This window comes from Saccharothrix saharensis, from assembly GCF_006716745.1.
GTDB lineage: Bacteria > Actinomycetota > Actinomycetes > Mycobacteriales > Pseudonocardiaceae > Actinosynnema > Actinosynnema saharense.
Window position 1 is genome coordinate 769,611 of sequence record NZ_VFPP01000001.1, and the last position, 13,781, is coordinate 783,391.

Sequence of the window (13,781 nt, forward strand, 5' to 3'; positions counted from 1 at the left end):
CACGGGACCTGAACGTTCGACTCACGGGACTTGAGCGTTCGACTCACGGGACGCGAGCGTTCGGTTCGCGGGGTGGGCAGGTGCTCTCGCGGACGACCAGCTCCGTGGCGAGGTCTATGCGCTCGTTCGGCGGGCGTTCGCCGCGCGCCAGGCTGAACACCATCTGCGCCGCCGTGGTCGCCATCTCGCGCAACGGCTGCCGCACCGTGGTCAGCTGGGGCCCTATCCACTCGGTGACCGACAGGTCGTCGTAGCCCACGATCGACAGGTCGTCCGGAATGGACAGACCCAGCTCGCGCGCCGCCCGCATGACGCCGAGCGCCTGGAAGTCCGACCCCGCGAAGATCGCCGTCGGCCGGTCCGGACGGCTCAGCAGCGCCATCCCGTGGTTGTACCCGCCCTGCACGTAGAAGTCGCCGTACCGCACGAAATCCGGGTCCACGACCACGTCCGCGTCCTCCAGCGCGCTGCGGTACCCGTCGACCCGCGCACGGCTGCACAGCATGGTGGTGGGACCGGAGATCACCGCGATCCGGCGGTGGCCGAGCGCGAGCAGGTGCCGGGTCGCGGCCAGGCCGCCCGCCCAGTTCGCCGAGCCCACGGTCGGCACGCCGGGTGGCGGCTCGCCGGCGGTGTCCACGAACACGAACGGGATGTTGCGCGTGGTGAGCTGACGGCGCTGCTCGGCGTCCAGCCCCGCCAGCACCAGGATCACGCCGAGCGGACGGCGGGCCAGCAGGTCGTCGAACCACTCGCGGCGCGGTCGGTGCTCGCCGCCCAGCTCGGACAGCACCACGGCGGCGCGCTCGTTCGCCGCGGCCAGCTCCACCCCGCGGATGATCTCGGTCGACCACGCCGAGTGCATCTCGTGGAACACCAGGTCGATCAGCGCGGGCCGGGACGACTGCCGCGCTCGTCGTCGGCGGTACCGGTGCTGCTCGATGATGCTCTCGACGCGGGCTCGCGTGTCCGGTGCCACGTCCGGTCGTCCGTTGAGGACCTTCGAGACGGTCGGGATGGACACGCCCGCCTCGGCGGCGATCGAGGAGATCGACGCCGCGCCCTTCACCGTCTTCTCCGGCACCGCGCCGGCGGCGTCCCGATCGGTCGACGAACTCATGCTGCCCCCTGTCCGCGTCACGGTCCGCGCCCCGCACACCGGTTCTAAAGTTTCGACGGCCGAGCGTAAAGGTTCGACCTTTCGACCACCAGCATGACGGCTTGGAGCATTACTCCATTAACGCAAAAGGGGCGCCTCTTCCAGGCCTGTTCATACCTGTGAACTGCGAAGACACAGGAAGGACACGGACTGTTGACGTCTTGCGGAGATCCTCCTACGGTCTCCCCACCGGATCGGCATGTCGGAAAGTACTTCGATAGTTTCGGTCTTCACGCGGATGTGAGCGGGGGTACCTGGTCGATGATGAACAGGACGACGGAGGTCGCGACGACGCCGGTGGGCGACGCCGTCCCGACTGCCGCCGACCAGCCGAACGCGACGTGGCGGGACGTCTCGCTGCCCGCCGCCGAACGGGCCGACGCGCTCGTCGCCGCGATGACGCTCGAGGAGAAGCTCGCGCAGCTCGTCGGCGTCTGGGTCGGCGCGGACCCGTCCGGCGCCGGGGTGGCCCCGCACCAGCACGACATGACGAGCGAACCCGTGGTCTGGGCGGACGTCATCTCCTCCGGCCTCGGCCAGCTCACCCGACCGTTCGGCACCCGGCCGGTCGACCCGGTCGCCGGCGCCCGGTCCCTGGCCGCGTCGCAGCGGGAGGTGGCCGAAGCCAACCGGTTCGGCATCCCGGCCCTGGTGCACGAGGAATGCCTCACCGGCTTCGCCGCGTGGCAGGCCACCGCCTACCCCTCGCCGCCGGCCTGGGGCGCGTCGTTCCACCCCGAGCTGGTGGCCGAGATGTCCGGCCTGATCGGCCGCTCGATGCGCGCGGCGGGCGTGCACCAGGGGTTGGCGCCGGTCCTGGACGTCACCCGCGACTACCGCTGGGGCCGCACCGAAGAGACCATCGGCGAAGACCCGTACCTCGTCGGCACGGTCGCCACCGCCTACGTGCGCGGCCTGGAGCAGGCCGGGATCGTGGCCACGCTCAAGCACTTCGCCGGGTACTCCGCCTCCCGCGCCGGGCGCAACCTCGCGCCGGTGGCCATCGGGCCGCGCGAGTTCGCCGACGTGATCCTGCCGCCGTTCGAGATGGCCGTGCGCGATGGCGGCGTGCGCTCGGTCATGCAGTCCTACACCGAGATCGACGGCGTGCCGTCCGCCGCCGACGCCGGCCTGCTCACCACGCTCCTGCGCGACACGTGGGGCTTCGACGGCACGGTGGTCGCCGACTACTTCGCGGTCAAGTTCCTGCAGACGCTGCACGGGGTCGCCGAGGACGAGGCGCACGCCGCCGGACTGGCCCTGGCCGCCGGTGTGGACGTGGAGCTGCCGACCGTGCGCTGCTACGGCAACCCGCTGCGCGATGCGGTCGAGCGCGACGACGTGGACGAAGCGCTGGTCGACCGGGCGTTGCGCCGGGTGCTGCGCCAGAAGGTCGAACTCGGCCTGCTCGACCCGGACTGGACGCCGCTCCCCGCGGGCGTCGACGAGCTGCGGCTGGACTCGCCCGAAGCCCGGGACGTCACGCTGCGGCTCGCGCGCGAGTCCCTGGTCCTGCTCGCCAACGACGGCGTCCTGCCGCTGCGGCCGGACGTGCGGCTGGCCGTGGTCGGGCCGCTCGCGGACGACCCGATGGCGATGCTCGGCTGCTACTCGTTCCCCGCGCACATCGGCGTGCACCACCCGGACAGCGGGCTCGGCCTGGACATCCCGACCGTGCTGTCCTCGCTGCGCGACGCCGTGGGCGGCGACATCGCCCACGCCAAGGGCTGCGAGGTCGCCGCCGAACCCGACGCCGACGACATCGCGGCCGCCGTGGCCGCCGCACGGGACGCTGACGTGTGCGTGGTCGCCGTGGGCGACCTGGCGGGGCTGTTCGGGCGGGGCACGTCGGGCGAGGGGTGCGACGCGACCGACCTGAACCTGCCCGGCGCGCAGGCCGACCTGGTCCGCGCGGTCCAGGCCACCGGCACGCCCGTCGTGCTGCTGCTCGTCACCGGCCGCCCGTACGCGATCGGCGACCTGGCCGACGGCTCGGCGGCGGTCGTGCAGGCCTTCTTCCCCGGCCAGCTCGGCGGCCGGGCCATCGCCGACGTGCTGACCGGCGCGGTGTCGCCGTCGGGCCGGCTGCCGCTCGGCATCCCGGGCGACCCCTCCGGCCAGCCGGGCACCTACCTGTCCGCACCGCTGGGTCGGCGCACCGAAGTGTCCAACGTGGACCCGACGCACGCCTTCCCGTTCGGCCACGGCCTGGGCTACGACACGTTCACGTGGTCGCCCGTGCGCGTGACCCCGGGCGACCGGCCGTGGGCCACCGACGGCGACGTGGAGCTGGAACTGGACGTCCGCAACCCCGGTACGCGCGCCGGCGCGGACGTGGTGCAGCTCTACCTGCACGACCCCGTCGCGCAGGTCACCCGCCCGGTCGTGCGGCTCATCGGCTACGCGCGGGTGGAGCTGGCCGGCGGCGCGTCGGCGCGCGTCACGTTCCGGGTGCCGTCCGACGCCACGTCGTTCACCGGCCTCGGCGGGCGGCGCGTGGTCGAGCCGGGCGCGGTGCAGCTGCGCGTGTCCCGGTCGAGCGCCGACGTGCACGAAGCGGTGGACCTCGACCTCGTCGGCCCGCTGCGCGAAGTCGACCACACGCGGCGTTGGCTCACCGCCGTGTCGGTCATCCACGAGGAGGTGGAGCGAGCATGACCACCCAGATCAGCGAACCGGCGGCCGACACCGCACCGGACAAGCCCGGGAGACCACCGGGAACGGCCAGGTCACCGCGGTACAGGACCACGTGGCGCAAGGCGTTCAAGCGCGACTGGCAGCTCTACACGCTGGTCATCGTCCCGCTGCTGTTCTTCCTCGTCTTCCGGTACGCGCCGATGCTCGGCAACGTCATCGCGTTCCGCAAGTTCGTGCCGGGCGGCAGCATCTACGGCGAGACGTGGGTCGGCCTGCGCTACGTCAAGATGTTCATCAACGACCCGAACTTCTGGGAGGTCTTCGGCAACACGATGGCGCTCGGCGCGCTGTCGCTGGTGTTCACCTTCCCGTTGCCGATCGTGCTCGCGTTGCTGCTCAACGAGGTCCGCTCGCGCTACTTCAAGCGGTTCGTGCAGACGGTGTCCTACCTGCCGCACTTCCTGTCGATCGTGATCGTGGCCGGCATGGTGATGCAGCTCGTGTCGCTGGAGGGCACGGTCAACCAGGTCGTGCGCGCCCTCGGCGGCGAGGCGGTCTCGTTCATCCAGGACCCGAGCTGGTTCCGCACGATCTACGTCTCCTCCGAGGTCTGGCAGACCGTCGGCTGGGGCACGATCCTCTACCTGGCCGCGCTGACCACGATCGACTCCCAGCTCTACGAAGCGGCCCGGATCGACGGCGCGAACCGCTGGCAGCAGACCTGGCACGTGACGCTGCCCGGCATCCGGCCCACGATGATCACGCTGCTGATCCTCAACATCGGCACGTTCATGGCGGTCGGGTTCGAGAAGGTCCTGCTGCTGTACAACCCGCTGACCTACCCCACCGCGGACGTCATCTCGACCTACCTCTACCGGGTCGGCCTGGTGTCCAACAACTTCAGCTACGCCGCCGCGATCGGCCTGTTCGAGTCGGTCATCGGCCTGACGCTGATCCTGTCCGCCAACGCGATCTCGCGCCGAACAGTGGGGACGAGCCTGTGGTGACCACCGACCCTTCGCGCGTCATGGAGCGGCTGGACAAGCCCGCGGGCGGGCGCCGCACGTCGCTGGACGACTCCCCCGGCTACCGGGCCTTCCGCGTGGTCAACACGATCGTGCTGCTCGGCGTGGTCGCGGTGACGCTGTACCCGTTCGTCAACATCGTGGCGCAGTCGTTCAGCAGCGAGGTCTACATCCGCACCGGCCAGGTCAACCTGGTGCCGCGCGGGTTCAACCTCGACACCTACAAGCTGGTCGCCTCCGACCCCGCGTTCTGGAACAGCTACCTCAACACCGTCATCTACACCGTGACGGCCACCGCGATCTCGATCGTGCTCACCACGATCTACGCGTACGTGCTGTCCAAGCACCGGCTCAAGGGCCGCGGCCTGCTCGTCGGCATCGCGGTGTTCACCATGTTCTTCAACGGCGGCCTGATCCCGAACTACGTGCTGGTGAACGGCCTCGGGATGACCAACACGATCTGGGCGATCGTGCTGCCGAACGCGATCAGCGTGTTCAACCTGCTCGTGATGAAGGCGTTCTTCGAGAGCCTGCCGACGGAGCTGGAGGAGGCCGCCGCGATCGACGGCCTGAACACCTACGGCATCCTGCTGCGCATCGTGCTGCCGCTGTCCAAGGCGGTGCTCGCCACCATGGTCCTGTTCTACGCGGTGGCGAACTGGAACTCCTGGTTCCAGGCGTTCCTCTACCTCGACCGGGCCGACCTGTTCCCGGTCACCGTGTACCTGCGGAACATGATCGCCGGCGCCACCTCGGCGACGTCGGTCGGCGCCGTCGAGACCAACGCCGTGGCCATCTCCGCCAACATCAAGGCCGTGACGATGGTGCTGACCGTCCTGCCCATCATCGCCGTTTATCCCTTCATCCAGCGCTACTTCGTGTCGGGCGTGATGCTCGGCGCGGTCAAGCAGTAGCGCGTCCGCTCCGAGTTGACGACGGCGTCAATCACCTGAGGAGACAGCACGATGCGAACCAAATGGAAGCGAACGCTTCTGACTGCCGTCGCCGGCAGCCTCGTGGTCAGCCTGGCCGCGTGCAGCGAGGAAGGCGCGGACGCCGGAGGCGGGGTCGACCTCGACGGCAAGAAGACCGCGTCGATGGCCGACTACAAGGCGGGCGCGCAGTTCAAGGCCACCGAGCCGGTCGACGTCAGCCTGCTCTACCTCGACCAGTCACACTACCCGATCAAGGACGACTGGCTGCTGTGGAAGGAGATCACGCAGCGGACCAACGTCACGATCAAACCGACGGTCGTGCCCTACAGCGACTACGACCAGAAGCGCGGCCTGCTGATCAGCTCGGGTGACGCGCCGACGATCATCTCCAAGACCTACCCGGGCCAGGAGGAGCAGTTCGTCTCCTCCGGCGCGATCCTCCCGGTGAGCGACTACATCGACCTGATGCCGCACTTTAAGGACAAGGTCGAGAGGTGGAAGCTCCAGCCGGAGCTGAACACGCTGCGCCAGGAGGACGGCAAGTTCTACGTGCTGCCCGGCATGCACGAGAAGCTCTGGCAGGACTACACGCTCGCGTTCCGCACCGACGAGCTGACGCGGCTGAACCTGCAGACCCCGAAGAACTGGGACGAGGTCTACACCGTCCTCAAGGCGATCAAGGCGGCGAACCCGGACAGCTACCCGCTGTCGGACCGCTTCGAGGGCAAGTCGATCCTCAACTACGCCGGGCAGACCTTCGGCACGCAGGCCGGGTGGGGTTACGTCAAGAACACGATCTGGAACGAGTCGGCGCAGAAGTACGAGCTCACCGGCGCGACCCAGGAGTACAAGCAGCTGGTCGAGTTCTTCCACAAGCTCGTCTCCGAGGGCCTGATGGACCCCGAGAGCTTCACGCAGAAGGACGACGCGGCGATCCAGAAGTTCGCCAGCGGCAAGTCGTTCGCGATCAGCAGCAACGCGCAGAACATCGTCAACGACTACCGGCCGAACGTCTCCAAGATCCCCGGCGCGACCGTGGCGAAGATCCCGCTGCCCGCCGGGCCCAAGGGTGACGTCATCCGCGGCACGCGCCTGGAGAGCGGCCTGATGGTGTCGGCCAAGGCGGCCGAGAGCGACAAGTTCGTCGCGACGATGCAGTTCATCGACTGGCTCTGGTACTCCGACGAGGCCCAGGAGTTCACCAAGTGGGGCGTGCTGGGCACGACCTACGACAAGGACGCGTCGGGCAAGCGGACGCTCAAGCCCGAGATCGCGTTCGGCGGCATGAACGTCGGCGCGCCGAAGAACCTCCAGCGCGACTTCGGCTTCCAGGGCGGTGTCTTCTACTACGGCGGCGCCAACGAGCTGCTGCAGTCGATGTTCACCGAGGAAGAAGTGGCCTTCCAGAAGACGATGGCCGACAAGAAGGTCCAGCCGCTGCCGCCGCCCGCGCCGCTGAACGAGGACGAGCGCGAGCGCGCCGCACTGCTGGAGAGCCCGCTCAAGGACTTCGTCACGCAGTCGACGCTGCAGTTCATCCTCGGCCAGCGCGACCTGTCCACGTGGGACGCCTACGTCAAGGAGCTGGAGGCGAAGGGCTCGAACGACCTCGTCGAGATCGTCAACGGCGCGCACAAGCGCTACAAGGAGAAGAACGGCTGATCGGGCGGGTCCGGCCGCGGTGTCCACGCCGCGGCCGGACCCGATCGTCTTGGAGGGCACTTGAACCGCGTCACCGTCCCCGGCGAGCCGATCGGCCGCCTGTCCGAGTCGTGGCGCCACTGCGTGGGCACCGGCCGGCTCAACGTCGCGCTGCGCGCCGACTACCAGGAGTCCCTGGCCCTCGTGCAGCGCGACATCGGCTTCCGCCACATCCGCGGCCACGGCCTGCTGTCCGACGACATGGGCGTGCACCGCCGCTCGAACGACGGGGTGACCCGGTACTCGTTCACCTACGTCGACCAGGTCTTCGACCGGTTCCTGGAGCTGGGTGTCCGGCCGTTCGTCGAGCTGGGGTTCATGCCCACCGCGCTCGCCTCCGGCGACGACACCGTGTTCTGGTGGAAGGGCAACATCACCCCGCCGAACGACTGGGACGAGTGGGCCGCGCTGGTGCGCGCCGTCGTCCGCCACCTGGTCGACCGCTACGGCGCGGACGAGGTGCGCACCTGGCCGATCGAGGTGTGGAACGAGCCGAACCTGGTCAACTTCTGGAAGGACGCCGACCAGGAGGCCTACTTCCGCCTGTACGAGATCACCGCGCGGACCATCAAGGACGTCGACGCCGGACTCCAGGTGGGCGGCCCGGCGATCTCACCCGGCTCGGACGAGTGGTGGGAGCCGTTCGCCGAGTTCGTCACCCGCCGTGACGTTCCGGTCGACTTCGTCAGCAGGCACGCCTACACGTCCGGCCCCGCGCAGCACGTGCCGTTCGGCACGTACCAGACGCTGACCGCACCGCGCCACCTGCTGGACCAGTTCGACGCGCCCCGCAAGCACCTGGCGGGCACCGCGCTGGCCGGGCTGCCCGTGCACATCACCGAGTTCAACAGCTCCTACCGGCCGGACAACCCGATCCACGACACCGCCTACCACGCCGCCTACCTGGCCCCCGTGCTCACCGGCGGCACGGACCTGGTGGACTCCTACTCCTACTGGACGTTCTGCGACGTCTTCGAGGAGGAGAACGTGCCGACCTCGCTGTTCCACGGCGGTTTCGGCCTGCTCACGCACCGGCAGGTGCCCAAGCCGACCTACCACCTGTACGCGTTCATGGCCCGGATGGGCACGCACGTCCTCGCCCGCGGCGCGGACCACCTGGTGTGCGCGACCGACGACGGCCGGGTCACCGCACTGGCCTGGCAGCCCGTCGGCGGGACGGACGGACCGGACGCGCCCGAGCGGCACGACGTGCGGCTGTCGGTGCCGATGACGGGTCCGCGCGCGTTCGTCCGCCGGGAACGGGTCAACGAGCACGACGGCAACGCGTTCGGCGCGTGGCGCGAACTGGGCCGTCCCCGCTCACCCGGCCCGCGCACGCTCGACGTGCTGCGCGACTGCGCCCGTCCCGCCGTGGAGCACCGGTCGGCCGAGGTCGTGGCCGGGCGGGTCGCGCTGGACCTCGCGCTGGCCCGGCACGAGGTCACGTTCGTCGAAGTGGTCCCGGTGCACGCCGAAGAGCACGAGGGTCTGGACGACCGGCGGCTGCTCGGCGCGTCCGACGACCGGCTCGTGGCGCCGCACGAGAGGCGGTGACGGTGTCCGCGCCACGACGGGGTGATCCCGCCGCCGAGATCGGGACTGGCATCCTGTCGCGCATCGCCTCGGTCGTGTACTGGTTCGTCGTCATCGAGGCCATGATCGTGCTGACGACGGCCCCCGGGTTCCTCGCGCTGCTGTTCCTGGATCGCGGCGCGGGCAACGCGCCGCTGGTCGGGCTGTGCTTCGCCCCCGTCGGCCCGGCGCTGTCGGCCGCCGTCTACGCCTGGCGGGTGTTCCTGGCCGACCGGGACCTCTCCCCCGCCCGGCACTTCCGCCGCGGCTACCGGCTCAACTGGCTCGACGTGCTGCGCTGGTGGCTGCCCGCCCTGGCGGTGCTCACCGTGATCGGTTTCAGCCTGGCCAACCTGGAGCTCGCCGCCGTGCCCGCCGGGTACGGCCTCGTGCTGGTCGTCGTCGCCGTGGCCGTCCTGGTCTGGTCGACGCAGGCGCTGGTGCTGTCGTCCACGCTCTCCCTGCGCACCCGTGACACGGCACGCCTCGCGTCCTACTACCTGGCCGCACGGCCCGCGAGCGCGCTCGGCGCGTTGTCGTTGCTCGTCGCGGCCGGAGGGCTCGTCGTGCTCACCTCGGACTGGGTGCTCGCGCTGCTGGCCGCACCGTTCACCCTCCTCCTGCTGCGCAACGCCGAACCGGTACTGCGTGACGCCACGGAAAGGTTCACCGCGTGACCTCGCAGATCATGCCCCCGAGCATCGGTTACGGCGGCGACTACAACCCGGAGCAATGGCCCCGGGAGGTCTGGGACGACGACTACGCCGCGTTCAAGCTCGCCGGCATCAACACGGTCACGGTGGGTGTGTTCGCCTGGGCGCACCTGGAACCCGCCGAGTTCCGCTACGACTTCTCGACGCTGGACGCGATCGTGGAACGGGCGACGGCCGAGGGCATGCGGGTCGTGCTGGCGACCCCGAGCGGCGCGATGCCGCCGTGGCTGGCACGCAAGTACCCGGACGCCTGCCGGGTCGACTTCGAGGGGCGGCGGCACGTCTACGGGCAGCGGCACAACGCCTGCCCCTCCTCGCGCGACTTCCGCCGTGCGGCCGTGGCGCTGGCAGGGCGGCTGGCACGGCGGTACGGGACCAACCCGGCGGTCGTGGCCTGGCACATCGGCAACGAGTACGGCGGCGCGTGCTGGTGCCCGGAGTGCGGCGACGCGTTCCGCAAGTGGCTGCGCGGGCGCTACGGCTCGCTCGACCGGCTCAACGACGCGTGGAACACCACGTTCTGGTCCCACACGTTCACCAAGTGGTCGCAGATCGAGCCGCCGAACGCGTTGTCCGAGCACTGGCGCGGGCCCGACCACACCGCGTTCCAGGGCATCACGCTGGACTACAAGCGGTTCATGTCCGACCAGCTGCTCGAAGGGTTCCTGGCGGAGAAGGCGGCCATCCGCGAGCACGCGCCGGACACGCCCGTGACGACGAACATGATGGGCCTCTACCAGCCGATCGACTACCACCGCTGGGCGCCGCACCTGGACTTCGCGTCGTGGGACAACTACCCGCCGGCGGACCGCTCGTCCACCCGCACGGCCGCGCGCATGGCGTTGACGCACGGGCTGATGCGCGGCCTGCGCGACGGCGACCCGTTCTGGGTGATGGAGCAGACCCCCTCGGTCACCGCGTCGCGTGACGTGAACCCGGTCAAGCGCCCCGGCGTGCTGCGGCTGTGGTCGTGGCAGTCGGTCGCGCACGGCGCGGACGCGGTGCTGTACTTCCAGCTCCGGCAGTCCCGCGGCGCGTGCGAGAAGTACCACGGCGCCGTGCTCGACCACGCGGGCCGCACGGACACCCGCGTGTTCCGGGAGGTCGCCGAGGTGGGCGCCGAGTTCGCCCGCGTCGGTGACGCGGTGCTGGGCGGCCGCACCCCCGCGCGTGCCGCGCTGCTGGTCGACTGGGACAGCTGGTGGGCCGTCGAGATGTCCGACGGACCCAACCGCAACGTGCGCTACCTGGACGTCCTCACCACCTACCACCGCGCGCTGTGGCAGGCCAACGTGCCGCTCGACGTGGTGCCCGTGACCGCCGACCTGTCCGGCTACGAGGTCGTCGTCGCGCCGCTGCTGCACATGGTGAAAGGCGACCTGGCCGACCGGGTGACCGCGCTGGTGGAGCGTGGCGGCACGTTCGTCACCACCGCCCTGTCCGGCCGCGTGGACGAGGACGACAACGCGTTCCTGACCGATGTGCCGGGGCCGTTCGGGGCGCTGCTCGGCCTGCGGGTCGAGGAGACCGACGCGCAGCAGCCCGACGTGGTGAACCCCGTGACGCTGTTCGGCGCGGAGCACGACGCCCGGCACGTGTTCGAGGTCGTCGTGCCGGACGACGCCGAGGTGCTGGGCACCTACGGTGCCGACTTCTACGCCGGCACGCCCGCCGTGACGCGGTCCGCGCGGGGTCGTGGGCACGCCTGGTACGTCGCGACGCTGCTGGACGACTCGGGCGTGGACGCCGTCGTGCGCTCGGCCCTGGCCCACCACGACCTGCTCGGACCGCTCGCGGACAGCCCGGACGTCGAGGTGACCGACCGCATCACCGCAGACGGCACCCGCTACCTGTTCATCCTGAACCACGGCCCCGCCCGCACGGTCCCGATCCCCGTGCCCGGCACGGACCTCCTGACCGACCGGCCGCTGAGTTCGGGCGAGCCCTTGGAGCTGCCCCCGACCGCCGTCCTGGTCGTCCGCTGCGATCCTGAACGTTGAACTCAGGGGTCCTGAACGTAGGACACACGCGGTCTGAGCGTTCGACACACGCTAGTGGATGGTGCGGGCGCGGGCGTCCGGCACGCCCGACTTGCGCCAGAAGTAGGTGTTCACCTGGTCCCGCCACTCCGTCGCGCACCGCAGCTGCTCCGCCAACAACGCGGCCACCCGCTCGTACACCTCGGACGGCACGTGCCCCTCGACCTTCGCCCACGTGTCCGCCATCCGCGCCACCTCGTCCCGGCCCGCGAAGTGGGTGTCGTAGATGTGCTGGATCACCGTCGTCCCGGAGTGCAGGACATGCCCGTACGGCACGTGGTGGAAGAACAGCAGCAGTTCGTCCGGGCACGTCTCCACCGACTCGTACACCTCCCGCCACGGCTGCGGGAACTGGCCGGCGAAACCCGTGCCCGTGGCCCGCGTCCGGTCGACGCCCACCCCGTCGCGGTCGGCGAAGTGGTAGGTGCCCCACCGCGAGTACTCGTAGCCGTCGACGCTCGGACCGTAGTGGTCACCGGGGTTCACCATGAACCCGACCCCCAACGGCGCGGTGTACCGCTCGTACGTCAGCCACGAGCCGCCCATGACCTCGTGCAACGCCTCCCGCACCGCGGTGGTCTCGCCGAAGGTGAGGCCGATCCACTCGTCCAGCACGGCCTCCGACGCGACCCGGTCGTCCCACGCGAGCCGGCCGAACCCGAACAGGTTGGCCTGCGCCAGCGGGTGCCCGGTCCAGAACGGGTCGTCGCCGACGTTCGACACGGCCACCACACCACCCCCGGGCGCGGCGGCCCGCCCCGCGGCGATGTCGGCGACCGTCGGCCGATCGTCGCCCCACGGCCGGAAGCCGAGCATCTCCCGCCACTGCGGCACGAGGTGGCACACGTGCTTCTGCTGCCCGGTGTACTCCTGCGTCACCTGCAACTCGACCGCGAGCCGGGTCCGCGGCATCGCCGCGATCACCGGCGACAACGGCTCGCGGACCTGGAAGTCCACCGGACCGGCCTTCACCTGCAGCACCACGTTCGGGTCGAACGCGCCGTCCAGCGGGGCGAAGTGGTCGTACGCCGCCCGCGCCCGGTCCGTCGAGCGGTCACGCCAGTCCTGGTGGTGGTCGTAGACGAACGCGCGCCAGAACACCGTCCCGCCGAACGGGGCGAGCGCGCGGGCCAGCACGTTCGCGCCGTCCGCGTGGTCACGGCCGTAGGCGAACGGTCCGGGCTGGCCCTCCGAGTCGGCCTTGACGACGTACCCGCCGAAGTCCGGGACCGCCGCGTACACCCGCGCCGTCGTGCGCGCCCACCAGTCCCGCACGGCCGGGTCGAGCGGGTCCGCGGTGGGCAGGCCGCCCAGCGTGATCGGCGCGGCGAAGCTCACCGACAGGTGCACCCTGATCCCGTGCGGTCGGAACACCTCGGCCAGTCGCACCACTTCGGGCAGCAGGTCGGTCAGCAGCCTGGCCTCGGTGCGGTGCACGTTGACGTTGTTCAACCCCACCCGGTTGACGCCGATCGAGCCGAGCAGCCGCGCGTAGGCGCGGGTCCGGGACAGGTCGGCCCGGACCGCGCCGTCGGCGTAGAAGATCGAGCCGCCCGCGTACCCGCGTTCGACCTGCCCCATCACCGGGTGCACGTCGACGTTGTCCCAGTGGTCCAGCATCCGCACCGGCTGGCGCGGCGCGTGCCGCTTCGGCGGTGCCTCACCCGCGAACGCCGACTCGCCCAGCCGCACCACGTGGTGGAAGCCGTAGAGCAACCCCGGGCCGTCGACCGCGCGGACCACCGTGGTCGTGCCCGCGCGCCCCACCACGAACGCCTCGGGGTCGGTCTCCCCGGCGTCGGGCGCGCAGACCAGCTCCAGGTCCACCGGACCGTCGTCGACCAGCGCACCGCCGTGCTCGGCCGCCGCCGCTCCGATCTCGCCGCGCACCGTGGCGACGACCGGCCCCTCCCCGAGGACGCGGGTCCGCCGCGAGCCGATCGCCCGGAACGCGGAGGCGGGGAGCCAGGCGGGGTGCACGCCGATCATGGACAGGTTCC

General features: G+C 70.6%; 9 protein-coding genes. 7 read left to right on the forward strand and 2 right to left on the reverse strand.

What is annotated here, in order from left to right:
• Positions 1-43 precede the first annotated feature (43 nt).
• The gene (locus FHX81_RS02795) at positions 44-1,120 is read right to left on the reverse strand and encodes a LacI family DNA-binding transcriptional regulator (RefSeq protein ID WP_141975062.1); all 1,077 of its coding nucleotides are present in this window, start codon (positions 1,118-1,120) and stop codon (positions 44-46) included.
• Between the two features lie 303 nt (positions 1,121-1,423).
• On the opposite strand from FHX81_RS02795, the gene FHX81_RS02800 reads away from it, so the two are divergent.
• The 7 genes from FHX81_RS02800 to FHX81_RS02830 are packed head-to-tail and all read left to right on the forward strand — an operon-like array spanning position 1,424 to position 11,742.
• Complete coding sequence (locus FHX81_RS02800) at positions 1,424-3,817, forward strand: beta-xylosidase/alpha-l-arabinosidase (protein ID WP_141975063.1); 2,394 nt, start codon at positions 1,424-1,426, stop codon at positions 3,815-3,817.
• A complete protein-coding gene (locus tag FHX81_RS02805; protein WP_141975064.1) occupies positions 3,814-4,803 on the forward strand; it encodes an ABC transporter permease in 990 nt (329 codons plus the stop codon). Before FHX81_RS02800 ends, FHX81_RS02805 begins: the two co-directional genes overlap by 4 nt.
• A complete protein-coding gene (locus tag FHX81_RS02810) occupies positions 4,800-5,735 on the forward strand; it encodes a carbohydrate ABC transporter permease (protein WP_246107591.1) in 936 nt (311 codons plus the stop codon). The genes FHX81_RS02805 and FHX81_RS02810 overlap by 4 nt, the downstream gene beginning before the upstream one ends.
• A gap of 51 nt (positions 5,736-5,786) precedes the next feature.
• A complete protein-coding gene (locus tag FHX81_RS02815; RefSeq protein ID WP_141975065.1) occupies positions 5,787-7,418 on the forward strand; it encodes an ABC transporter substrate-binding protein in 1,632 nt (543 codons plus the stop codon).
• A gap of 60 nt (positions 7,419-7,478) precedes the next feature.
• On the forward strand, positions 7,479-9,011 hold the full coding sequence (locus FHX81_RS02820; protein WP_141975066.1) for a GH39 family glycosyl hydrolase: 1,533 nt from the start codon (positions 7,479-7,481) through the stop codon (positions 9,009-9,011).
• Between the two features lie 2 nt (positions 9,012-9,013).
• A complete protein-coding gene (locus FHX81_RS02825; RefSeq protein ID WP_246107592.1) occupies positions 9,014-9,706 on the forward strand; it encodes a DUF624 domain-containing protein in 693 nt (230 codons plus the stop codon).
• A complete protein-coding gene (locus tag FHX81_RS02830; protein ID WP_246107593.1) occupies positions 9,703-11,742 on the forward strand; it encodes a beta-galactosidase in 2,040 nt (679 codons plus the stop codon). The genes FHX81_RS02825 and FHX81_RS02830 overlap by 4 nt, the downstream gene beginning before the upstream one ends.
• Positions 11,743-11,793: 51 nt before the next feature.
• On the opposite strand, the gene FHX81_RS02835 is transcribed toward FHX81_RS02830, so the two are convergent.
• A complete protein-coding gene (locus FHX81_RS02835) occupies positions 11,794-13,770 on the reverse strand; it encodes an alpha-glucuronidase (protein ID WP_141975067.1) in 1,977 nt (658 codons plus the stop codon).
• Between the last annotated feature and the right edge of the window lie 11 nt (positions 13,771-13,781).